The organism is Runella sp. R5_40 (genome assembly GCF_057652295.1).
This window is the reverse complement of sequence record NZ_JBYFCH010000001.1, coordinates 890,649-912,699: the sequence shown is the minus strand read 5'-3', so window position 1 is coordinate 912,699 and position 22,051 is coordinate 890,649. Positions and strand designations below refer to the sequence as shown.

Genomic DNA, 22,051 nt, shown 5'->3' with positions numbered 1-22,051 from the left:
ATCATGGCTTCAGTAAAAAGCGAAAGAAGACAGCGCATCAAATACCGGATTCGGAAAAAAGTAGAAGGAACTTCAGAAAAGCCTCGCCTTTCTGTTTTCCGCTCAAACGCTCGTATTTATGCGCAGGTAATTGATGATACAAAAGGTCTAACATTAGTCTCTGCTTCATCTCTTGAACTTGATGCTACAAAAGCGAGTGTCAATGTTGAAGATGCAAAGAATGTAGGTCTTAAATTGGCCGAAAAAGCACTCGCAGCAGGCGTAAGTGCGGTTGTATTTGACCGCAATGGTTATTTGTATCATGGGAAAGTAAAAGCATTGGCAGACGGCGCTCGTGAGGGTGGTCTCAAATTCTAAAAAGATATGTCAAACAGTATCAAACCTTTGAAATACAACGAAGCTGACCTTAAAGAAAAGGTAGTAGCTATCAACCGTGTTGCCAAAGTAGTAAAAGGTGGACGCCGCTTTAGCTTCTCTGCAATCGTAGTCGTTGGAGATGGCAAAGGCGTTGTAGGTTACGGATTAGGAAAAGCTAACGAAGTAACTGACGCCATTGCAAAAGGAATTGAAGACGCGAAGAAAAATCTCGTGCAAGTTCCACTTCTTAAAGGAACAGTTCCTCACGAAATGCACGGAAAATTCAGCGGTGGCTTAGTATTTGTTAAGCCAGCAGCTCCAGGTACTGGAGTTATCGCAGGTGGTGCGATGCGTGCCGTATTAGAAGCCGCAGGTGTACACGACGTATTAGCCAAGTCAAAAGGTTCTTCTAACCCTCACAACGTAGTGAAGGCAACAATTGACGCGCTTCTTAAAATGAGAGCTCCGCACCAAGTTGCATTCCAACGTGGAGTAAAGTTGGCCACAGTGTTTAATGGATAATCTTTTGAGACAATGTCAAAGATAAGAATTACACAAGTTAGAAGTATGATTGGCCGTCCAGGAGACCAGAAACGCACTCTTGCTGCTTTAGGTCTTGGCAAAATCAATCGTAGTGTCGAGATTAACGTGAATCCAGCCCTTGAAGGTATGATTCGCAAGGTAGATCATTTAGTGAAAATTGAAGAGATTTAATCCGCGATATAGCAATGAATCTTAGCGCATTGAAACCAGCTTCAGGCTCGGTAAAAACAAAAAAACGTTTGGGTAGAGGTCAAGGTTCAGGAATGGGCGGAACTTCTACACGCGGACACAAGGGGGCGCAGTCTCGTTCGGGATATAGCCAAAAAAGTCACTTTGAAGGTGGACAAATGCCGCTTCAAAGACGAGTACCTAAATTCGGTTTTAAGAATATCAACCGCGTTGAATACAAAGCTCTTAATTTGGATGCAATCCAAGCAGTTGTTGAAAAAACAAATGCTACTGTAATCGATATTGAGACACTTTACAGCAATGGATTGGTATCTAAAACAGACTTAGTAAAAGTGCTTAATCGTGGCGAATTAAAAGCTGCTGTTGAAGTAAAAGTTCACGCTTTTTCTAAGACTGCTGCCGAAGCTATCGAAAAAGCAGGTGGTAAAGCGGTTACATTATAATCTTGATTCAAAAGATTTTCGTAACTTTGCCTGATTTTTTACACAGGTAAATCTAAAAACGCATGAAACGGTTTATACAGACCTTAAAAAATATCTTTTCAATCGAAGAGCTTAGAAGTAGAATTCTTTATACTCTTCTATTGATCGCGGTCTATCGCCTTGGTTCGTACATCGTACTTCCAGGTATTGATAGTGACAAGCTTGAGGTGAATAATTCAGGTCTTTTAGGCTTATTAGATACCTTCCTCGGTGGTGCATTTACGAAAGCATCTATCTTTGCGCTAGGTATTATGCCTTACATTTCTGCGTCAATTGCCATTCAGTTATTAACAATGGCGTTGCCTTACTTTCAAAAAATGCAGAAAGAAGGAGAGTCTGGACGGAAGAAACTTAATCAGATTACGCGTGTACTAACAATCTTTGTTACCATCGCACAATCGGTGAGTTATTTACAAACAACCATCTCTTCGGAAGCTTTATTGATTGATCGTGCAGCTTTCACCATTTCAGCCGTGTTTATCCTTACTGCAGGAACAATATTCTGTATGTGGTTAGGTGAACGTATCACTGACAAGGGAATTGGAAACGGAACATCAATGTTGATTATGATTGGGATTGTGTCTCGTTTTCCAAAAGCAATTGTTCAGGAAGGTGCTTCACGCGGTAGTGGTGGTCTGTTGATTTTTGTTGCAGAAATTGTTGCTCTCTTTGTGGTGGTAATGTTTGCAGTAGCATTGACTCAAGCAGTACGTCGAGTACCTATTCAGTATGCAAAACAGGTGGTTGGTAACAAGGTAATGGGCGGTCAACGTCAGTACTTGCCTTTGAAACTTAACACGTCAGGAGTAATGCCAATCATTTTTGCGCAAGCATTGATGTTTATCCCATCACTAGTGGCTGGTTTGTTTGCAGAGAAAAGTGATGTAGCTAGTTCTATTGCTACAACATTCAACGACTACACGACTTGGCAGTACAATGTATTGTTTGCAACTTTGATTATTGTCTTTACTTTCTTTTATACAGCGATTGCTATTAGCCCACAACAAATATCGGACGATATGAAGCGTGGGGGTGGTTTTATCCCAGGTGTAAAACCGGGTATTGCTACATCTGATTTCATTGCTACTGTATTAGACCGAATCACATTGCCAGGAGGGATTTTGTTAGCAGTTGTTGCTATCTTACCATCACTTGCAAGTATGTCAGGTATGACAAGAGAGTTTTCTCAATTCTTTGGTGGAACTTCGCTTCTTATCTTAGTAGGTGTTGTACTTGATACATTACAACAAGTAGAAAGCTACTTATTGATGAAGCATTATGAAGGCTTGATGAAGTCAGGGCGCGTGAAAGGACGTACTGAGACTGTAGCTGCCTAATAAAGAAGATGATTTTTCTCAAGTCAGAAGAAGAAGTACTACTCATTAAGGAAAGTGCCCAGCTGTTAGGCAAAGCACATGCAGAAGTAGCTAAATGGATTAAACCAGGTGTGGCTACAAAGCAGCTCGATAAAGTTGCTGATGAGTTTATCAGAGACCATAAAGGACATCCGTCATTTAAAGGTTACAATGGTTTTCCCTCGGCACTTTGTATTTCTTTGAATGATATTGTGGTTCACGGTTTTCCAAGCCAGTACCAACTAAAGGAAGGCGATATTATTTCGATTGATTGTGGCGTAAAGTTAAATGGGTTTCATAGCGATAGTGCTTATACATATCCGATTGGAAATGTGAGTCCTGAAGTTTCAAACCTCCTTAAAAGAACAAAACAGTCGCTTTATTTAGGTATTGAACAAGCCGTTGAAGGCAAACGAGTAGGAGATATAGGATATGCTGTCCAAACCTATGTTGAAAAGTTTGGATACGGTGTTGTAAGAGAATTAGTTGGGCATGGTGTAGGTCGAAACCTGCACGAAGGACCAGAAGTTCCAAATTACGGAAAAAAAGGACAAGGCCCTCGGCTAAGAGAAGGAATCGTTATTGCTATCGAACCAATGATTACACTTGGAAAACGTAATGTAGTTCAAGAAAAAGATGGTTGGACGATTAGAACAACGGATAGAAAACCAGCGGCTCACTTTGAACACACAGTATTGGTTCGAAAAGGTAAAGCTGAAATTCTTACAACGTTTAAGTATATCGAAGAAGTAACCCAAAATACGACGTTAATGGTAAGCGTCTAATTTTCCTTACCAAAAGAGTATATGGCAAAACAAGGACTCATCGAAGTTGACGGAATAATCGTAGAAGCACTCTCAAATGCAATGTTTAGAGTACAACTCGAAAACAAGCATGAAGTAATTGCTCACATTTCCGGAAAGATGCGAATGAATTATATCAAGATTTTGCAGGGTGATCGAGTGAAATTAGAGATGTCGCCTTATGACTTATCTAAAGCTCGAATTATCTATCGGTATAAATAAAGGTAACAACTTGATAATAGATAGTAGGGCTTTAAGTAGTTCGTTTTGATTTTGAAAGTCCTATCGTCTAAAATCCAAAATCAAATACAAAAATGAAAGTAAAAGCGTCTATTAAAAAGCGCAGTGCTGAATGTAAAGTGATTCGCCGTAAAGGTAAACTTTACGTGATCAACAAGAAAAATCCCAAGTACAAACAAAGACAAGGATAATTTAAGATATGGCACGTATTGCAGGTGTTGACATTCCAGACAAAAAACGTGGCGAAATCTCGCTTACTTACATCTTCGGAATTGGACGTAGCTCCGCTCGTAGAATTTTGGAAAAAGCTGGAATTAGTTACGACAAAAAAGTAGCTGAATGGTCGGACGAAGAAGCTAATGCTATTCGTGGAATCATTAATGGTGAATTTACTACTGAAGGCGCCCTTCGCTCAGAAGTTCAGTTGAGCATCAAGCGCTTGATGGACATCGGTTGTTACCGTGGCTTGCGTCACCGTAAAGGTCTTCCTTTGCGTGGACAAAGAACGAAGAACAATAGCCGTACTCGTAAAGGTAAGCGTAAGACTGTAGCGAATAAGAAGAAGGCTACGAAGTAATTCATAATTGTTAACTGTTGTCCGTTATTTGTTTGAAATAATGAGTAGGATAACAGATAACTGCTAACAGATACCGATTAAAACAATGGCTCAAAATAAGCGTAAGGATAAAGCAAAAAAGCGCGTTGTACAAGTGGAGCAAGTGGGTCAAATTCACATTAGAGCTTCCTTCAACAACATTATCATCTCAGTTACCAATTTGTCTGGTCAAGTTATCTCTTGGGGATCAGCTGGTAAAATGGGCTTCAAAGGCTCAAAGAAAAATACGCCCTATGCTGCCCAAACAGCCGCTCAAAGCTGTGCCCAAGTAGCATATGACCTTGGAATGCGTAAAGCAGAAGTGTTTGTAAAAGGACCAGGTTCTGGACGTGAGTCTGCTATCCGTACCGTACAAAACGTAGGTATTGAAGTGACTACCATCAAGGACATTACTCCACTACCTCACAATGGCTGCCGCCCTCCAAAGCGCAGAAGAGTATAATCTTTAAGATTTTATAACACCGTACGAACAATCAGCAATTTGGACACTGGGGTTGCTAGATTGTTCCTACGGTAATTTTTGTGTTTATTCTAAATCAATTCACATGGCACGTTATACAGGTCCGAAATCGAAGATTTCACGTCGTTTTGGTGAGGCTATCCTAGGGCCAAGCAAAGCACTTAGTAAAAAGAACTACCCTCCAGGCCAACACGGCAGAGGGCGTCGTAGCAAGAAGTCAGAATATGCACTTCAATTGCAAGAAAAACAAAAGGTAAAATATACTTACGGTATTTTGGAGCGTCAGTTCCGTAACCTTTTCCACCGTGCAGCAGTACGTGAAGGTATCACAGGTGAAAACTTGCTTAAACTTTGCGAAGCACGTCTTGACAACACAGTTTATCGTTTAGGAATTGCTCCTACTCGTCGTGCTGCTCGTCAGTTGGTTACTCACAAACACATCACTATTGATGGCGAAGTCGTAAACGTACCTTCGTACTCGTTGCGCCCAGGCCAAGTAGTTGGCGTTCGTGAGAAATCAAAATCACTTGAAACTATCAACGATAGCATCGTAGCTCGTACAGCTGCTGCAAAACGTTTTAACTGGCTTGAGTGGGATAACGGTTTGATGGTTGGTAAGTTTGTTCAGTACCCAGAACGTGATCAGATTCCTGAAAACGTGAACGAGCAAGCTATCGTCGAATTGTATTCGAAATAGTCTTAAATTATTCTACAAAACCCTTGTGGGGTGGATTACCACGTCAAGGGTTTTGTTTTTGTATGTTTAGAAAAACATACTTTTTTGCGGTTAATAACCGCTCTTCGGACTCTAAAAAAACTGCTAATCCTATGTCTATTTTAGCATTCCAAATGCCTGACAAGGTCGTAATGGAAAAAGCCGACGACTTTCACGGGTTGTTTGAGTTCAAGCCGCTGGAAAAAGGTTTCGGTGTAACAATAGGAAATGCGTTACGTCGTATCCTGCTTTCATCGCTGGAAGGCTACGCTATCATTAGCGTTCGTTTTCCAAGTGTTCTTCATGAATTCTCTTCGATTGAGGGAGTTGTTGAAGATGTTACCGAAATCATCTTGAACCTCAAAATGGTTCGTTTCAAGAAGGTTTCGGAATTGGTTGATAACAAAATCTCGGTAAGTGTGAAAAACCAATCGGTGGTGACAGCTGGCGACATCGCTAAGTTTACATCATCGTTTCAGGTTTTGAATCCTGACCTCGTTATCTGTCACATCGACGACCAAATGACTTTCGAAATGGAGATTATCCTTGAGAAAGGTCGTGGTTATGTCCCTGCTGACGAACCTCGTACATTGGAATTACCGATTGGTCATATTCCAATTGACGCCATTTACACACCAATCAAAAACGTTAAGTACAGCGTAGAAAATACGCGCGTAGAGCAGAAAACTGACTACGAAAAACTACTTATTGAGGTTACCACGGATGGGTCTATCCACCCAGAAGAAGCCCTCAAAGGCGCTGCTTACATCTTGATTCAACACTTTATGTTGTTCTCTGACCAAACGATGACGTTTGAAACTCAGAAAAATGACGAAGTGAGCGAAGTAGATGAAGAAATGTTGCGTATGCGTAAGTTGTTGAAAACGCCTTTGGCTGACCTCGACTTATCAGTACGTGCTTATAACTGTCTTAAATCGGCAGACATCAAAACTCTTGGTGATTTGGCTAGACTCGAAGTGGCTGATATGATGAAGTTCCGTAACTTCGGTAAAAAGTCATTGACTGAGTTGGAGCAATTAATTGCTGAGAAGAATTTGACGTTTGGTATGGACGTAGCGAAATACCGCCTCGACGAAGACTAAAATCTTTCGACCTTTCTCTGGAAAGAGAAAGGTCTTTTTATGTATTGTTCAACCGGTTAGTATTCTGAAGCGCGGTTGCCGCAGCTCGAAGCTAATCAAAAACTCAAACTAATGAGACACGGTAAAAAAGACAACCATTTGGGGCGTACCTCCTCACACCGTAGTGCCTTACTACGTAACATGGCTTCGTCATTGATTATCCACAAGCGTATCGAAACTACTTTAGCGAAAGCAAAAGAACTCAAAAAATATGTTGAGCCCCTTTTGACTCGCTCTAAAGAAGATACTACGCACAACCGCCGTATCGTTTTCTCTTACATCCCTGAGAAAGAGGTTGTAAAAGAATTGTTCAGTACAGTTGCTGACAAAATCGCCAACCGTCCTGGAGGTTACACTCGTATCATCAAATTGGGTACTCGTCAAGGTGACGCTGCCGAAGTTTGTATGATTGAGCTTGTTGACTTCAACGAAACGCTCCTCGCTGCGGTTGAAGAAAAAGCAGCAAAAACACGTCGTAGCCGTCGTGGTGGCAAAAAAGCTGAAACTGAAGTAAAAGCTTCTGCACCAGTTGTGGAAGAAGTTGCTGCTGAAACAGCGGAAGTAACTGCTGCTGATGACCTTGAAATCATCGAAGGAATTGGTCCAAAAATTGCAAGCGCGCTTGTAGCGGCGGGTGTAACAACCTTTGCTCAATTGGCAGACTCAACTCCTGAAGCAATTCAAGAAATCGTATCGGCTGCAGGTATCGGTTCTAAGAGCCCTGCCACATGGCCTCAGCAAGCTGCCCTCGCTCGCGATGGTAAATTTGATGAATTGAAAGCTTGGCAAGACGAATTAAACGGAGGCCAAGAATAACTTTTCTCAGAATTACTTTTATAAAATGAAGAAAAGTTAAAATACAGAAGGGGTTAAACGAAAGTTTAGCCCCTTTTTTTGGAAATTTGCAAAACAAATTATTCAACACCAACTAAAAAATGGGTTCTCAACAACCAGCACTCTTACTTCTCGAAGACGGAACAGCCCTCAGAGGGTTGGCGCTTGGCAAAATTGGTACAATGGGTGGCGAAATTTGCTTCAACACAGGTATGACTGGCTATCAGGAAATTTATACTGATCCTTCGTACTTTGGGCAAATTGTGGTCAACACCAATTCTCACATTGGTAACTACGGTGTACAGTTGGACAGCGAGGAAGAATCAAATTCTGTAAAAATTAGCGGGATGGTTTGCAACTCTTTCTCGCGTATTTATTCTCGCAAAACAGCTGACTTTTCGCTCCAAACGTATTTTGAAAAAGCAAATATCGTTGGAATTAGCGAAGTGGATACCCGTCAATTGGTACGTCACGTTCGCCAACAAGGGGTAATGAACGCAATCATTTCGTCTGAAATCTTGGACGAGAAAACACTCATGGAGCACTTAAAAGAAGTGCCTAACATGGCAGGTTTGGAGTTGTCGTCGGTAGTTTCTACGAAAGTGCCTTACTTCATGGGCGATGAAACAACGGCGCAGTACCGAATCGCAGTGATGGATTATGGTATCAAAAAAAGTATCCTTTTGAACATGACGCAACGCGGCTGCTACTGCAAGGTGTTCCCAGCTAAAACTCCTTTTGAAGAAGTGATGGCTTGGAATCCTGACGGTTTCTTTATCTCAAATGGCCCGGGTGACCCGTCGTCAATGCCGTATGCTGTCGAAACAGTTCAGAAGTTTTTGGGTACCAACAAACCCATTTTTGGAATTTGTTTGGGGCACCAAATCCTTGCGTTGGCAAGTGGAATTTCTACTTACAAAATGCACCACGGTCACCGAGGATTGAACCACCCCGTGAAAAACTTCCAAACGGGACTTTGTGAGATTACTTCACAGAACCACGGTTTTGCAGTAAGCCCAGAGGAAATCGAAGCGCATCCTGATGTGGAAGTGACGCACATCAACCTCAATGATAAAACCATTGAAGGCATTAAGCGGAAAGATAAGCCTGCATTTTCAGTACAGTATCACCCTGAAGCATCGCCAGGCCCGCACGATTCACGCTATTTGTTCGACAACTTTATTGAGTTGTTTAAAGCATAAAAAATCAAAGTAATATCCAAAAAACTCCCCAAATCCTTGGGGAGTTTTTTGCTTTAAAAGGCTTTTGTAAAGTGTTGACTTTTACCAGTTCACTCTTAAACACGTTTCACTTTATGAAAGCTAATCGCCGAAGTTTTATTCAGACGCTGGGGCTTAGTGCCGCAACGGCGGGAGTAAGTGCCCCGCTTGCTTCTAGTGCGCAACCTATCAATGTTCAACCAAAAGAGGATGAGCAAATATTATTTGTTGGCGATAACATCGCCGTCGCAAATACGGCCTATGGCCGAGTCAGAGGGTTTATTTTGAGAGGTGTTCATACTTTTCTAGGAATCCCGTATGGAGCAGATACCTCGGGTGCAAATCGGTTTATGCCACCTCAAAAACCAAGGTCGTGGACGGAGGTGCGTCCTGCTGTATGGTGGGGAAATACGGCACCTCAAATCATGGAAAAGCGGTATGCTGACCAATATGCTTCATTTGTTGACCATTGGAACTACGACGATGTAAGCGAAGATTGCCTTCGGATAAATGTCTGGACGCCTGCATTAGATACCAAAAAACGCCCAGTCGTTGTATGGCTGCACGGCGGTGGATTTGTTAATGGAAATGGTATCGAGCAAGATGGGTATCATGGAGAGAGCTTGAGTCGAATGGGGGATGTCGTATTTTGTTCCCTCAACCACCGCCTTGGGGCGTTAGGTTTTACCAGCATCGCGGGAGTAGGAGGTGAAAAGTTTGCTGCTTCAGGTAATGTTGGTATGTTAGATATTGTTGCAGCCCTTGAATGGGTACGGGACAATATCGCCAACTTTGGAGGAGATGCCTCTAACGTTACAATCATTGGACAATCGGGCGGTGGGGCAAAAGTTTGCACCTTGATGGCAATGGCATCGGCCAAAGGGCTGTTTCATAAAGCGGTGGCATTGAGTGGGTCATCGTTAGGAGGTGTAAACAAAGAATACGCCGAGAAATTGGGGGCAATGGTGCTCAAAGAAGCGGGGCTAGGCGCGAATGAAATTGATAAATTACAGCAAATACCGTGGCGTGAGTACATAGATATTGCCAATCGTGCCGTAGCCAAAATGGCCGAAGAGGCAAAGCGGTTGAACCTAACGCGAGGAGGGTTTAGTCCAGTAGCAGATGGAACGTTTTTGTCGGCGACGCCTTTTTATGGCGATTCGGCGCATTTTTCAGCCGATATTCCGATGATTATCTCCACAACTTTCAACGAACAGTCGCCGAGTAGGGTTGATTCCGCACTCGAAAAAGTATCGATGAATGATGTCAAAGAAAAATTGAAAGTGCGTTTTGGCGAAAAGTCGGGAGAAGTAGCGGATGCTTATTCAAAAACATTCCCTGATAAAAAGCCAGTCGAAATTTGGTCGATGATATTAAGTAATCGTAAAAATGCAATTGCGACTGCCGATGCCAAGGTAAAACAAAAAGCGCCTGTGTATGTGGCTTGGTTTGGGTGGCAACCCCCTTTGTTTGATGGACGAATGCGGGCTTTCCATTGCGACGATATTTGTTTTTGGTTTTATAATACCGATTTGATGCTCACGCACACGGGTGGGGGAGCGCGCCCAAGACGGCTTTCAGAGAAAATGGCCAAATCGTTTGTCAATTTTGCACGGACAGGAAACCCCAACGGAGGTGGCTTGCCCAATTGGCCACAATACACCACTGCAAAAGGAGAAACGATGATTCTTGATGATGTACCAGTAGTAAAAAATGACCCCGACCGCGACGCAAGAAGGTCGTTAGCATAACCTGTTATTTGCAGGGTATTTTTGGCCGTACCTACGCTTTTGTGGGTGCGGCTTTTGCCTAATTTTATATTCCTTAACCTCACATGAAAAATTACCTTTATACCTTATCCATCATTGTAGCGGCAACACTTGCCCTATTTTTCCCTCAAACTTTTACCCAAATTGGGGACTTTCAATTAAAAACCCTTATCGTTCCGCTCTTGCAGATTATCATGTTTGGCATGGGAACGACCATGAGCCCAAAAGACTTTGAAGCGGTTGTGAAATCTCCCAAAAGTGTCATCATTGGCCTTGTTTGTCAATTCACTATTATGCCCTTGGTGGGTTATACTTTGGCCGTAAGTTTTGATTTTCCTGCTGAAATTGCGGCGGGAATAATTCTAATTGGTTGTTCACCGAGCGGTTTAGCCTCAAACGTGATGGCGTACATTGCCAAGGCAAATGTGGCTTTATCGCTGACTATTACTTCTTGTGCAACCCTGATGGCTCCCATTCTTACTCCTCTTTTGATGAAATTATTGGGCGGGTCATTTATCGAAATTGATTTTATGAAGATGATGATTGAAATCCTAAAAATCATCATTTTGCCCATCGGTGTGGGGTTGGCCGTGAATAAAATCTTTAGAAACCAAACCGCATTTCTAAACAAATACATGCCTTTGGTTTCAATGGCAGGAATTGCCGTTATTATTTGTATCATTACGGCTGCAGGACGAGAGAGCTTGTTGAAGGTTGGAGGGATTCTCATTGTGTGTACATTGATTCATAATTTGACAGGTTATGTGTTGGGGTATTGGAGCGCGAGATTATTGAAACTTCCCGAACAAGATTGCCGAACAGTCGCTATTGAAGTAGGTTTGCAAAATGGAGGTTTAGCCTCAGGAATTGCGCTCCAAATGGGAAAAGTAGCAACGGTAGGTTTAGCTCCAGCATTGTTTGGCCCAATTATGAACATTACAGGGTCATTGTTGGCGAGTTGGTGGAGTAAAAAACCAACCGAATAAGTAGGTAGAACTAAGAAGCGAATACATGAAAGAAAAAGAGTTTAGTGGCCAAGTAGCGATTGTAACGGGGGCTGGCCAAGGAATTGGCCTAGAAATAGCCCGTCAGTTGGCAGAACGGGGAGCGGCGGTTGTGCTAAACGACCTCGATCAAACATTGTCGGACGAAGGAGCGCTTGCCATTCAGCAGCAAGGAGGAAATTGTATCAGTTATCCAGGAAATGCGGCCGACGTTGATTTTGTGCAAGCAATGGTAGCCGAGGCTGTGAAGGTCTTTGGAAAACTGACGACAGTCGTGGCAAATGCAGGTATGACGACGTTTGGTGACTTTTTTGAGTATCGCCCAGAATCGCTTCAGCAGCTGTTAGATTTGAACATCAGGGGTAGTTTCTTCCTGACCCAAGCGGCGGCGCGTCAGATGCGCCTACAGGGGCAGGGAGGGCGCGTGTTGTTGATGTCGTCGGTAACAGGCCACCAAGCACACCAGTTTTTGGCAGCTTATGGCATGACCAAAGCGGCCCTCGAAATGCTGGCGAAGAGCTTGGTGGTGGAGCTGTCTCCCTATGGGATTACCATTAATGCCGTAGCACCAGGCGCGACAATGACGGAACGCACGGCTGAAGATCCAGCCTATAACCAAACGTGGAGTAAAATTACACCCATGGGGCGCCCTGCAACGGTGCAAGATATTGCCAATGCGGCATTGTTTCTGGTCTCGCCAGGGGCAGGCCACGTGACTGGGCAGTCGTTGGTTGTAGATGGAGGCTGGACGTCGGTGAGCCCGTCGCCTTATCATTCGTAGCTTTCACAATGGACACAAAAAAAGGAGCTGTTTTGGCAGCTCCTTTTTTTGTGGTAAAAAAACGAAGAAGAATTATCTCTTTCCGTATTTTCTAAGGAATTTGTCAACACGACCAGCCGTGTCAAGCAATGTATTTTTACCAGTGTAGAACGGGTGTGACTGAGAAGTTACCTCGGCCTTGAACACAGGGTAAGTTTTTCCTTCAAACTCGATAGTGTCTTTTGTTGGGGCGCAAGAACGTGTTACGAACTTGTCATCAGTTGCTAAATCCCAAAATACGATTTCTCTGTAATCTGGATGAATTCCTTTTTTCATTTCTGTATCAGCGCTTTATGATGTTACGATGCTTTGTTTCAAAACGGGACGCAAAGATAGTAACTTTTTGAAAATCAAAAAAGTATCATCCCAAAGAAGTTTGGTAAAAATATTTATATTGCATCAAACGAATGTAAAATATGACAAATTCGAGTGTACATTATCGTGCGTGTAATCTTTGCGAGGCCATTTGCGGCCTTGAAATCCACTACACGGGTCATCAAGTGGTTTCGATAGCAGGAGATAAAAGCGATCCGTTTAGCCGTGGGCATGTTTGTCCCAAGGCCGTGGCATTGAAAGATATTTATGAAGATCCCAATCGTTTAAAGAAACCCGTGCGCCGAACCGCTACTGGATGGGAGGAAATAACCTGGGAAGAAGCGTTGGAGGAAGTCGCGGCCCGTTTGGGGGAAATTCAGGCAAGTGATGGCCCTGATGCAGTCGCAATGTATGCGGGAAATCCATCGGTGCATAACTCTGGAACGTATTTGGCAGGAACGAATCTGATGAGGGCTTTGAAAACAAAAAACATTTTCTCTGCCACTTCGGCCGACCAATTACCCCACCATTTTGCTGCTTGGCAGCAGTTTGGACATCCCTTTTTACTACCCATTCCCGACATTGATCGTACCGATTTTTGGTTGATTTTGGGAGCCAACCCCCTTGCTTCCAATGGAAGTTTGATGACCGCACCTGACGTGGCAAATCGTTTGAAAGCGATTCAGCAACGGGGTGGGAAAGTGGTGGTTGTTGACCCGCGTTATACCGAAACTGCCGCCAAGGCCGACGCCCATTTCTTTATTCGTCCTGCTACCGATGTGTTTTTGTTGTTGGCTATGTTACAGGTGATTTTTGAAGAAAAACTAGAGAAAGTGCCAGCCTATGCCGATGGATTGGATGAGTTGAAAGCGCTAGTGGCCGCATTTGCTCCTGAACAAATATCTGAATGTACTGGCATCGAAACAGCACACATTCGACAGTTGGCTAGGGAGTTTGCCAATGCTCCATCGGCGGTTGCGTATGGGAGAATTGGGTTGTCAACCCAAGCTTTTGGAGGCGCTTGTCAATGGTTGGTGAATGCCCTAAACTGTGTCACTGGAAACCTTGATAAAGCGGGTGGAGCCATGTTTACCCAACCTGCCATGGATATTTTAGCTACCTCCAAAGGGGAGTACAACAAATACAATCGTTACCAAAGTCGGGTACGTGGATTGCCTGAGTTCATGGGTGAACTTCCCGTTTCAACCTTGGCTGAAGAAATTTTGACGGAAGGTGAGGGACAAATAAAAGCGTTGATTACAAGTTGCGGAAACCCGATTCTTTCGACGCCAAACGGGCAGCAGTTGGATCGGGCGTTTGAAACGTTGGAATTTATGGTTTCCATCGACATCTATATCAATGAAACAACCCGCCACGCCCACCTCATTTTGCCCCCTGCGACAGGCTTAGAAGTAGCTCATTATGACTTGACTTTTAATGCCTTGGCCATCCGAAATGTAGCACGATGGTCGGAGCCGTTATTTTCCAAAGAAACAGGTACGAAATATGATTGGGAGATTTTTCAAGAGCTAACAGCTCGTTTGACGGGCCATTATTCTCCCTCATTTGTCCCCGAAGACCCGCACGCAAAAGTCGATTTAGCCCTGCGTTTTGGGAAATATAAATTAAGTTTAGATACGCTTCGACAACATCCGCACGGCTTGGATTTGGGAGCTTTAGAACCCTGTTTACCCGCACGTTTGCAGACTTCAAATAAAAAAGTTGGGTTGGTGCCACCGTTATTGGTCAAAGATGTAGAACGAATCAAAAAAGCGTTGGCACAACCTGTGTCTTCCGATTTTGATTTATTGCTTATCAATCGACGCCACGTTCGGGACAACAATTCGTGGATGCACAATTCGGAACGCTTGGTGAAGGGACGTAACCGTTGTACGCTATTGATGCACCCACTGGACGCCCAACAACGAGGGGTTGAAACGGGAGCGAAAGTCGAGGTACTATCACGGGTAGGAGAACTGAAGGTAGAGGTGGAACTGACCGAAAAAATAATGCGAGGGGTGGTGAGTTTGCCGCACGGTTATGGGCATGGGCGAGGCGGAGTTAGGCTAAATGTGGCGCAGGCTCACGCAGGGGTTAGCGTTAATGACTTAACGGATGAACAAGTGCTGGATGACTTGACGGGGAATGCAGTATTTGGAGGCGTGCCAGTACGTGTACAAAACTGCTATGATTTGCGGAGTTTTGTATAACTTCAAGCCCCATTTTCACGTTTTAAAAAGAAAAATCGCTTCATCATGCACTTTCGTTTTTACTTGATTTTCTGTGTGTCGGCACTGATTGGGTCAACTATGTATGCCCAGCGCTCGCCACTTTATTCGACTGAACAACAGCAAAAGATTAGAAATGTACGACAATCAATTGATAATCAATACCGACTAGCGGCGGCTGAGTTGCAGCAATTAGCAAAGAAGAATAATTGGGTAGAACGACAGTCCTTTCCCGATGGGTCGGTGATGATTCTGGCAGGGGTAAGCGAAACGGGTCAACCTTTGTATGATATTACTATGACCAATGTTGGGGCTGCCTTCACAACACGCACAAATACACTTTATAACGATGGCGGCCTTGGACTAAATTTGACAGGGGGTAGTGCGCCGATGAAAGACCGCTTGGCAATATGGGACGGTGGACAGGTACTTGGAACGCACACCGAACTGGCAGGGCGTGTGACTCAGGTAGATAATGTTACAACGACAGATGCCCACGCTACGCACGTCAGTGGAACCATGATCGCAACGGGGGTGAATCCTCGGGCTAAAGGAATGTCGAATGCCGCGACGCTTTTAGCCCATGATTTTAGCAACGATACCCCAGAAATGGTCAACTTGGCCCCTGATGTGTTGATTTCTAACCATTCTTACGGAACAGTTTCTGGCTGGCGTTATAATTCTGCCCGCCCTGGTACAGATGTGAACCGTAAATGGGAATGGTACGGCGATTCAACGGTTAATGAGCAATACGACTATAAAATGGGGTTCTACGACACCCGCGCGCGCGAATGGGATCGTGTTGCTTATAACGCGCCCTATTATTTAATTGTCAATGCTGCAGGAAATGCAAGAGGCTCCAATGGCCCTCCTGCGGGAACGCCGTATTTTTTGGGAGGCTCAACTCGGACTAGCACCATCCAACGCGCCAATCAGGATGGATATGATTTGATTGCGACCTACGGGAATGCCAAAAATATTTTGACGGTGGGTGCGGTGAGTGTGTTAAGCAATGGCTACAACCAAATTTCAGACCCCCGAATTTCAAGTTTTAGTAGTTGGGGACCGACGGACGATGGTCGCATTAAACCCGATATTGTAGGCGTTGGAGTAAGTGTTTTTTCGACAACGTCCACGTCCAATAACGCTTATACAGTGCTCAGTGGCACCTCAATGGCATCGCCAAACGTATCAGGGTCGTTGTTTTTGTTACAGGAACTTTATCAGCAGCAAAACAAGAAATTTATGCGTTCGTCAACGCTGAAAGGCTTGGCAATTCATACCGCCGACGATGCGGGTAATCCTGGCCCTGACTATCAATATGGCTGGGGGCTTTTGAATATGAAGCAGGCTGCCGAAGTGATATTGAACCGTGATTTGAACCATGTATTGACAGAGCGTACGCTGGCGATCAATGAAGTCTATAGTACGCAAGTGGTTGCGTCGGGACGTGGCCCATTGGTGGCTACCATTTGCTGGACGGACCCCGAAGCCCAAGCGAGTAGCGTATCGGCGGCGAATTTCAACAACCGAACGCCTAAATTGATCAATGACTTAGACATACGGGTGAGTGATGGAACGACGGAATCGCTGCCTTGGATACTAGATCCGAATCAACCGTCGGAGAATGCAACGCAGGGTGATAATATTCGGGATAACGTCGAACAAATACGTATTGCCAATCCGGTTCCTGGGCGTACTTATACAATTACCGTAAAGCACAAAGGAACCACGTTAACCAATACATCACAGGCTTATGCCTTGATTGTGAGTGGAATAGGCGGGAAGGTATTTTGCGAATCGAAGGCAAGTTCAAACGCAGATACCAAAATTGCCCAAGTGACATTCGGCAATGTGGTGCAAGCAGGAAAAGAGGGCTGCCAAGACTACAGCGATTTTACAACGCAAGTAGTCGCTGTGGCGGCAGGACAAACGTTGCCATTGGAAGTGAAACTAACAAGCTGTGGCGGCGATTTTGACAAAGTAGTAAAAGCATTTGTGGATTGGAATGGTGACGGTGATTTTGACGACCCCAATGAAAATGTGGCAACATCGGATGTACTAAAAGGCAATGCGACATTCAAAGCGGATGTAAAAGTGCCTTCTGGGTTAGTGGTAGGAAATTTGGCACGTGTACGGATTGTATGCGTCGAAACCAACACACCTTCGTCGGTGGTGGCGTGCGGAGTCTATGCCAAGGGCGAAACGCAAGAATACCTAGTCCGTTATGTCCGTCCAACGCGGGATGTAGCCTTGGCGTCGTTGGTAACTCCAGAAAATAATTTTTGTGGTAACCAACTGAAGAATATCACCGTACAGGTGAGAAATGTAGGAACCGAAACGCAACAAAATATCCCCGTTTCGGTGCAAGTGCGGGATGCCTCTGGTGCATTGGTTGGAACAATAAACGGGAATGTTAATCAAGCGATTGCTCCTTTTTCAACGGCTACGATGACACTCTCTGATGCACTGTTAAGTAAATTGGTGTCTGGGCAAAATTACCAGTTTATTTGCCGTACTAACCTTGCAAATGACCAAGATACGGCCAATAACGTTCTTCGTGAGGTTCGGACTGTTGCCACCGTTCCAACGGTTACTTCGGCCACCGCGACTTACTGTGATGCGGATCCGTTATCCTTGATTTCGCGGGATTTGGGCACGGCTTTTTGGTACGATAGTCCCACGGAAGCAAAGCCATTTGCGATTGGAAATTTTGCGAGTAGCTCGTTGAAAGTCCCCAACGGAACATTTTATGTGGCACTAAATGACTTCAGTGGGAATGTAGGCCCAGCATCTAAGTCGCTTCACGGAGGAGGGTCGTATGCGGGAAATTTTGGCCCTGCGCCGTTGATTAAAACCGAAGTGCCTTTGATTCTTGAAAGTGCCCGATTATACACGGCTACGTCGGGTCGATTGACTTTTACCGTCATGGGGCTGGACGACCGATTCGTGTCGAGTACGACAATAGACGTGACGGCCAGCCGAAATCCCAATGTACCGAATACGGGTGCACCTGCGGGACAATATGCGGATGACCCTTCGGACGAAGGGAAAGTCTATCCGCTCAATCTGTCGATTCCGCAAGCGGGGAATTATAAAATTACCATTGAATACGAAAACGGTGCCACGATTTACCGTAGCAATGTGGGGGTCACGGGTTTCCCGTATAGCATTCCTGGGGTGATTGCGTTGCGCGGAGCGCTGTTTGCCCAAAACAATACCGTGGACACCCTTACCAATGCGTATTATTATTTGTACGATTTGAAAGTTAAATCATTTGGCTGTCCGAGTGAAAGAGTGGCAATTACCGCCAAAACCGCTACTAAGTCCACCCCAAGCATTAGTTTTGATGGGGCCGCAAGTATTTGTGAAGGTAGTTCTCTTACCCTGAAAGCACCAGTAAATGCGGGGATTTATCAGTGGTATTTCAACAGTCAGCCAGTTAGCGGAGCCGTCGGCAACAGTTTTGATGCAATCCAGGCGGGTAATTATGCGGTAAGCACTTCGGTAAATAATTGTTTGCCAACGTTATCGACGCCCGTCGCCTTGACGACCCGTAAGCCCGAGAAGCCTACCATCACTGTTGTGGATGGAATTACGCTTCGTTCTAATGCGACGACAAGTAATCAATGGTTGATCAATGGTTTGCCAATTCCTGGCGCAACGTCGGCTACGTTTACGGCGTTTCAAACGGGCAGTTATTCCGTAAGGGCCAATGTGAGTGGCTGCGGAGAAGTGGTATCGGATGAAGTCAGAATTACCATTACAGCTTTGGAGGACAATGCTACCTCGACCGTTGCAACCTCTAGGGTGTATCCCAATCCTGCGCACGCATTTTTGGTATGTGAATACGTACCGCCGACCAATACCAAACCGACAGCCATCAGAGCAACGCTCTACGACTTAGGCGGCCGAATGGTAGGACAACAGCAAATGGAAAAAATTGAAAAAACATTTCGGACGCAGTTTAACGTAACTTTTTTGCAAAGCGGTACGTTTTTTGCTATATTCGAAGAGGAGGGTACACCAATGCGCGTTGTGCATACGATACAGAAGCTTTAGAGCGCGCGCTGTACTTGATAGGAATGGCAATTATTTTACCCCTTACACTATTATTTTTTTTTACTCGGCTGATAAACAGGTGTTTTATGGTGCTCTGTTTATCAGCCGCTACATTCTTCGTTGGCGTTCAAGCGCAAGTTGTACCACTTTTGAAGAACGATTCTGTCTCTCATTTCTTCGTCAACAGCCTTCAACAACGCTATACCCAAAATCGTCAATGGGCGCTCAAAAATGCAAAAAAGAAAGGTTGGTTTACTAGCAAAAAATATGCCAACGGACGAATTTTGACTTTACAAGGAGTGGACGCAGTCGGCGAGCCTGTCTATTATACCAGCCATAATGTCGTCGCTTCGATGGGAACACATACTACGGGGCTTTACGTTGGTGGGGGGCTTGGTGTGGACTTAAAAGGGGATTTGCCTGAGCTCGACGGGCGCCTTTGTATTTGGGATGGTGGCTTGCCGCGCTTGTCTCACGTTGAATTTGGAGGTAGGGTACGACTAAAAGACCAAAGTACGGTCTTGAGTGATCATGCCACCCACTTGTCGGGAACGATGGCTGCCGCAGGGGTTAATCCGCAAGTAAAAGGAATGGCCTACGGGGCAAAATTGGACGTTTGGGACTATACCGACGATTTGGTAGAAATGGCCCGAGAAGCGACTCGAATGCTCATTTCAAATCATGCCTATGGCCCTGTGGTAGGTTGGGTTTTTAACGAAAATCGCCCAGGAACCAACCCCAATCTTAAATGGGAATGGTGGGGAAATACGTCAATTAGCGCAACAGAAGATTATCGTTTTGGGTTTTATGACGACAAAGCCCGCGATTTAGACCAACTGGCTGCAAACAGCCCTTATTACTTAATCGTAAAATCGGCCGATAACAAACATGCCGAAACGGGTCCCCCTATTGGTTCTCCTTATTTTTTGAGAAATACTAGCCAAACCAGTTTGCTGGAACGCAGCCGCAATGATGCCTATGACGCTATTCCGTCGGAGGCGAATGCTAAAAATATTTTAACGGTGGGCGGTGCCGCTATTCAACTGCAAGGAACGACCATTACTGATTTTAAAGTGGCAGATTTTAGTGGCTGGGGGCCTACGGACGACGGGCGTATTAAACCCGATTTGCTGGGGGTTGGGAGCAACATTATTTCCTCGATTGCCTCCTCCAACAATGCCTACGCGACCATGTCGGGGACTTCTACCGCCAGCGCCAATGTATCAGGGTCGTTGATTTTGCTGCAAGAGCTTTTTTATCGTCGTCAAAATTATTTTATGCGTTCGGCTACGTTGAAGGGCTTGGTGCTTCACACTGCAAGTACCCCAAAAGGGAAAGTGGGTCCAAGTTATGAGTACGGATGGGGCTTACTGAACGCCGAAAAAGCTGCTCAAGTAGTGCTTAATACGGTGAACCGACACGTATTGTTGGAAAATACGTTGAAACAAAACGAAACCTACCAGCAAAAAGTCATCGCCGCAGGTACCGAACCGCTGATTGTAACACTCTCTTGGACCGACCCAGAGGGGATTGCGACGGGTATTTCCACCCAAAATGTAGATAGTCCGTCGTTGAAATTAATCAATGATTTGGACGTTCGCTTGACCGACGAAACAGGAACAACCTACTTCCCTTGGGTACTCGACCCTACCAAGCCCACTCAGGCAGCTACGGGCGGTGACAACATTCGAGACAATGTAGAGCAGGTACTTATTCTGACTCCTCCAACGGGGAAGGTTTATACCGTGACCGTACGGCATAAACGTACCTTGAGAAATAACGGACAGCCCTACACACTGATTATGAGCGGTGTAAAGCCGCAAGATTGTGTGGCAGCAGTGCAAATGCTGAAAGGACAAGACACGACCATTTGTAGCAGCAATAAAGTGCAGTTGCAAGTGCAGGGAGACAACGCCATCACTTATCAATGGCTGAAAGATGGAAACGTGGTTGGCACCACCACCACGCCTACCTACGAAATTACGCAAGCAGGAGTGTATAGTGTAAAAGCCATTGGGTACCAGTGTTCGGCACAATCGAAAACAATATCGGTCGCCGTGACCAATGTCAATGCCAAAATAACCCCAGAAGGTACCGCGACCATTTGCGCGGGTACGCCTATTTTACTGACAGCCAGTGCGGGTTCGGGATATAGATATCAATGGCGTCGGGATGGAGAAAATATTGCTGGCGCAACCACCTCAACCCTCAATCCTACCGAAGCAGGCAATTACAGTGTGGTGATTACGGCAGGGCGTTGTGTGGTCACAACCCCGTCCACCCAACTTGTTTCGTCGCTACAACGTCCCGTCATTTCAACCAATAGCGGGACAATTATTCCGCCAAGCGGAAGTATTCGTCTTACAACGAGTACAGGAGAAGGAATGACCTATCGCTGGTTTTTGAATGGGACGGTGATTCCTACCGCAACAGGGCCACGATTGGTAGCAGCCCTCGCAGGAAAATATAGCGTAGAAATTACCCAGCGAGGATGTTCGATTGCGTCAAAAGTACTTGAACTGACCAATACCCAATACGCACCCAATAGCCCGATTACGAACAGCCCACCCGAAATTTTAATCTTAAAAGAAAAGCTCTCGCTGTATCCCAATCCCGTGGTAGATGCCTTGACGGTAGCGTACGAATCGGACAATACGTATGATTTAACGGCCGAAATTATCACCAACGATGGACGAACGCTCGCGCAAAAGCTTCTTTATGACAACGGAAGCGTTTTCTTGAACCAGTTTGATGTATCAGAATTGCCCACTGGGCAGTATTTTATTCGGGTAAGCGACGGGCGACGGGTGATTGCAAAGCCTTTTATTAAGCACTAACAACAACGCTGAACTTTGACAAAGAAAAGTTATGTTTGTCTTTGTAAAGTCGTTTTGTTT

Annotated in this window: 21 protein-coding genes; 20 read left to right on the top strand and 1 reads right to left on the bottom strand. The window is 44.9% G+C overall.

Going from position 1 to position 22,051, the window contains the following annotated elements:
- Nucleotides 1-3 precede the first annotated feature (3 nt).
- From rplR to AC23N5_RS03840, 17 genes are all read left to right on the top strand, one after another.
- On the top strand, nt 4-357 hold the full coding sequence (gene rplR / locus AC23N5_RS03920; protein ID WP_028523598.1) for a 50S ribosomal protein L18: 354 nt from the start codon (nt 4-6) through the stop codon (nt 355-357).
- Nucleotides 358-363: 6 nt separating this feature from the next.
- The gene (rpsE, locus tag AC23N5_RS03915) at nt 364-879 is read left to right on the top strand and encodes a 30S ribosomal protein S5 (RefSeq protein WP_028523599.1); all 516 of its coding nucleotides are present in this window, start codon (nt 364-366) and stop codon (nt 877-879) included.
- A 12-nt stretch (nt 880-891) separates the two neighbouring features.
- Entirely contained in the window at nt 892-1,071 is a 180-nt protein-coding gene (gene rpmD, locus AC23N5_RS03910) for a 50S ribosomal protein L30 (protein ID WP_028523600.1), read from the top strand.
- Nucleotides 1,072-1,085: 14 nt separating this feature from the next.
- A complete protein-coding gene (rplO, locus tag AC23N5_RS03905; protein WP_122932842.1) occupies nt 1,086-1,532 on the top strand; it encodes a 50S ribosomal protein L15 in 447 nt (148 codons plus the stop codon).
- 62 nt (nt 1,533-1,594) lie between these two features.
- Nucleotides 1,595-2,908: a preprotein translocase subunit SecY gene (secY, locus tag AC23N5_RS03900; protein ID WP_183977336.1), complete on the top strand. Its 1,314-nt coding sequence runs from the start codon at nt 1,595-1,597 to the stop codon at nt 2,906-2,908.
- 8 nt (nt 2,909-2,916) lie between these two features.
- Entirely contained in the window at nt 2,917-3,711 is a 795-nt protein-coding gene (gene map, locus AC23N5_RS03895; RefSeq protein ID WP_183977338.1) for a type I methionyl aminopeptidase, read from the top strand.
- Nucleotides 3,712-3,732: 21 nt separating this feature from the next.
- Nucleotides 3,733-3,951, top strand: a complete 219-nt coding sequence (gene infA / locus AC23N5_RS03890) for a translation initiation factor IF-1 (RefSeq protein ID WP_013927416.1) — start codon at nt 3,733-3,735, stop codon at nt 3,949-3,951.
- Nucleotides 3,952-4,043: 92 nt separating this feature from the next.
- Complete coding sequence (gene rpmJ / locus AC23N5_RS03885; RefSeq protein ID WP_028523604.1) at nt 4,044-4,160, top strand: 50S ribosomal protein L36; 117 nt, start codon at nt 4,044-4,046, stop codon at nt 4,158-4,160.
- Nucleotides 4,161-4,168: 8 nt separating this feature from the next.
- The gene (rpsM, locus tag AC23N5_RS03880; protein ID WP_028523605.1) at nt 4,169-4,546 is read left to right on the top strand and encodes a 30S ribosomal protein S13; all 378 of its coding nucleotides are present in this window, start codon (nt 4,169-4,171) and stop codon (nt 4,544-4,546) included.
- Between the two features lie 85 nt (nt 4,547-4,631).
- Nucleotides 4,632-5,027 carry a 30S ribosomal protein S11 gene (gene rpsK / locus AC23N5_RS03875; protein WP_183977340.1) on the top strand — a complete coding sequence of 132 codons (396 nt, stop codon included), beginning with the start codon at nt 4,632-4,634 and terminating at the stop codon, nt 5,025-5,027.
- Nucleotides 5,028-5,130: 103 nt separating this feature from the next.
- Nucleotides 5,131-5,742, top strand: coding sequence for a 30S ribosomal protein S4 (rpsD, locus tag AC23N5_RS03870; RefSeq protein WP_028523607.1), 612 nt, complete (start codon nt 5,131-5,133; stop codon nt 5,740-5,742).
- 131 nt (nt 5,743-5,873) lie between these two features.
- Nucleotides 5,874-6,863 carry a DNA-directed RNA polymerase subunit alpha gene (locus tag AC23N5_RS03865; RefSeq protein WP_028523608.1) on the top strand — a complete coding sequence of 330 codons (990 nt, stop codon included), beginning with the start codon at nt 5,874-5,876 and terminating at the stop codon, nt 6,861-6,863.
- Between the two features lie 111 nt (nt 6,864-6,974).
- Nucleotides 6,975-7,718: a 50S ribosomal protein L17 gene (gene rplQ, locus AC23N5_RS03860; RefSeq protein ID WP_028523609.1), complete on the top strand. Its 744-nt coding sequence runs from the start codon at nt 6,975-6,977 to the stop codon at nt 7,716-7,718.
- A 119-nt stretch (nt 7,719-7,837) separates the two neighbouring features.
- Nucleotides 7,838-8,938 carry a glutamine-hydrolyzing carbamoyl-phosphate synthase small subunit gene (gene carA, locus AC23N5_RS03855; protein ID WP_183977342.1) on the top strand — a complete coding sequence of 367 codons (1,101 nt, stop codon included), beginning with the start codon at nt 7,838-7,840 and terminating at the stop codon, nt 8,936-8,938.
- 113 nt (nt 8,939-9,051) lie between these two features.
- Nucleotides 9,052-10,707, top strand: a complete 1,656-nt coding sequence (locus AC23N5_RS03850; protein ID WP_487754544.1) for a carboxylesterase/lipase family protein — start codon at nt 9,052-9,054, stop codon at nt 10,705-10,707.
- Between the two features lie 83 nt (nt 10,708-10,790).
- Nucleotides 10,791-11,711: a bile acid:sodium symporter family protein gene (locus tag AC23N5_RS03845; RefSeq protein WP_183977344.1), complete on the top strand. Its 921-nt coding sequence runs from the start codon at nt 10,791-10,793 to the stop codon at nt 11,709-11,711.
- Nucleotides 11,712-11,736: 25 nt separating this feature from the next.
- The gene (locus AC23N5_RS03840; RefSeq protein WP_183977345.1) at nt 11,737-12,510 is read left to right on the top strand and encodes an SDR family NAD(P)-dependent oxidoreductase; all 774 of its coding nucleotides are present in this window, start codon (nt 11,737-11,739) and stop codon (nt 12,508-12,510) included.
- 72 nt (nt 12,511-12,582) lie between these two features.
- Here the strand turns inward: AC23N5_RS03840 and AC23N5_RS03835 are convergent, their stop codons facing one another.
- Nucleotides 12,583-12,825 carry a type B 50S ribosomal protein L31 gene (locus tag AC23N5_RS03835; protein ID WP_183977346.1) on the bottom strand — a complete coding sequence of 81 codons (243 nt, stop codon included), beginning with the start codon at nt 12,823-12,825 and terminating at the stop codon, nt 12,583-12,585.
- Between the two features lie 140 nt (nt 12,826-12,965).
- Here AC23N5_RS03835 and AC23N5_RS03830 point away from each other — a divergent pair, with 140 nt between their 5' ends.
- From AC23N5_RS03830 to AC23N5_RS03820, 3 genes are all read left to right on the top strand, one after another.
- Nucleotides 12,966-15,074, top strand: coding sequence for a molybdopterin oxidoreductase family protein (locus AC23N5_RS03830; protein ID WP_487754543.1), 2,109 nt, complete (start codon nt 12,966-12,968; stop codon nt 15,072-15,074).
- A 45-nt stretch (nt 15,075-15,119) separates the two neighbouring features.
- The gene (locus AC23N5_RS03825) at nt 15,120-19,154 is read left to right on the top strand and encodes a S8 family serine peptidase (RefSeq protein WP_487754542.1); all 4,035 of its coding nucleotides are present in this window, start codon (nt 15,120-15,122) and stop codon (nt 19,152-19,154) included.
- Nucleotides 19,155-19,240: 86 nt separating this feature from the next.
- A complete protein-coding gene (locus AC23N5_RS03820; protein ID WP_487754541.1) occupies nt 19,241-21,991 on the top strand; it encodes a S8 family serine peptidase in 2,751 nt (916 codons plus the stop codon).
- Nucleotides 21,992-22,051: the final 60 nt, after the last annotated feature.

Coding starts and splice junctions, on each gene's coding strand:
- rplR (WP_028523598.1), top strand. CDS start 4: ATGGCTTCAGTAAAAAGCGAAAGAAGACAGCGCATCAAATACCGGATT.
- rpsE (WP_028523599.1), top strand. CDS start 364: ATGTCAAACAGTATCAAACCTTTGAAATACAACGAAGCTGACCTTAAA.
- rpmD (WP_028523600.1), top strand. CDS start 892: ATGTCAAAGATAAGAATTACACAAGTTAGAAGTATGATTGGCCGTCCA.
- rplO (WP_122932842.1), top strand. CDS start 1,086: ATGAATCTTAGCGCATTGAAACCAGCTTCAGGCTCGGTAAAAACAAAA.
- secY (WP_183977336.1), top strand. CDS start 1,595: ATGAAACGGTTTATACAGACCTTAAAAAATATCTTTTCAATCGAAGAG.
- map (WP_183977338.1), top strand. CDS start 2,917: ATGATTTTTCTCAAGTCAGAAGAAGAAGTACTACTCATTAAGGAAAGT.
- infA (WP_013927416.1), top strand. CDS start 3,733: ATGGCAAAACAAGGACTCATCGAAGTTGACGGAATAATCGTAGAAGCA.
- rpmJ (WP_028523604.1), top strand. CDS start 4,044: ATGAAAGTAAAAGCGTCTATTAAAAAGCGCAGTGCTGAATGTAAAGTG.
- rpsM (WP_028523605.1), top strand. CDS start 4,169: ATGGCACGTATTGCAGGTGTTGACATTCCAGACAAAAAACGTGGCGAA.
- rpsK (WP_183977340.1), top strand. CDS start 4,632: ATGGCTCAAAATAAGCGTAAGGATAAAGCAAAAAAGCGCGTTGTACAA.
- rpsD (WP_028523607.1), top strand. CDS start 5,131: ATGGCACGTTATACAGGTCCGAAATCGAAGATTTCACGTCGTTTTGGT.
- AC23N5_RS03865 (WP_028523608.1), top strand. CDS start 5,874: ATGTCTATTTTAGCATTCCAAATGCCTGACAAGGTCGTAATGGAAAAA.
- rplQ (WP_028523609.1), top strand. CDS start 6,975: ATGAGACACGGTAAAAAAGACAACCATTTGGGGCGTACCTCCTCACAC.
- carA (WP_183977342.1), top strand. CDS start 7,838: ATGGGTTCTCAACAACCAGCACTCTTACTTCTCGAAGACGGAACAGCC.
- AC23N5_RS03850 (WP_487754544.1), top strand. CDS start 9,052: ATGAAAGCTAATCGCCGAAGTTTTATTCAGACGCTGGGGCTTAGTGCC.
- AC23N5_RS03845 (WP_183977344.1), top strand. CDS start 10,791: ATGAAAAATTACCTTTATACCTTATCCATCATTGTAGCGGCAACACTT.
- AC23N5_RS03840 (WP_183977345.1), top strand. CDS start 11,737: ATGAAAGAAAAAGAGTTTAGTGGCCAAGTAGCGATTGTAACGGGGGCT.
- AC23N5_RS03835 (WP_183977346.1), bottom strand. CDS start 12,825: ATGAAAAAAGGAATTCATCCAGATTACAGAGAAATCGTATTTTGGGAT.
- AC23N5_RS03830 (WP_487754543.1), top strand. CDS start 12,966: ATGACAAATTCGAGTGTACATTATCGTGCGTGTAATCTTTGCGAGGCC.
- AC23N5_RS03825 (WP_487754542.1), top strand. CDS start 15,120: ATGCACTTTCGTTTTTACTTGATTTTCTGTGTGTCGGCACTGATTGGG.
- AC23N5_RS03820 (WP_487754541.1), top strand. CDS start 19,241: ATGGTGCTCTGTTTATCAGCCGCTACATTCTTCGTTGGCGTTCAAGCG.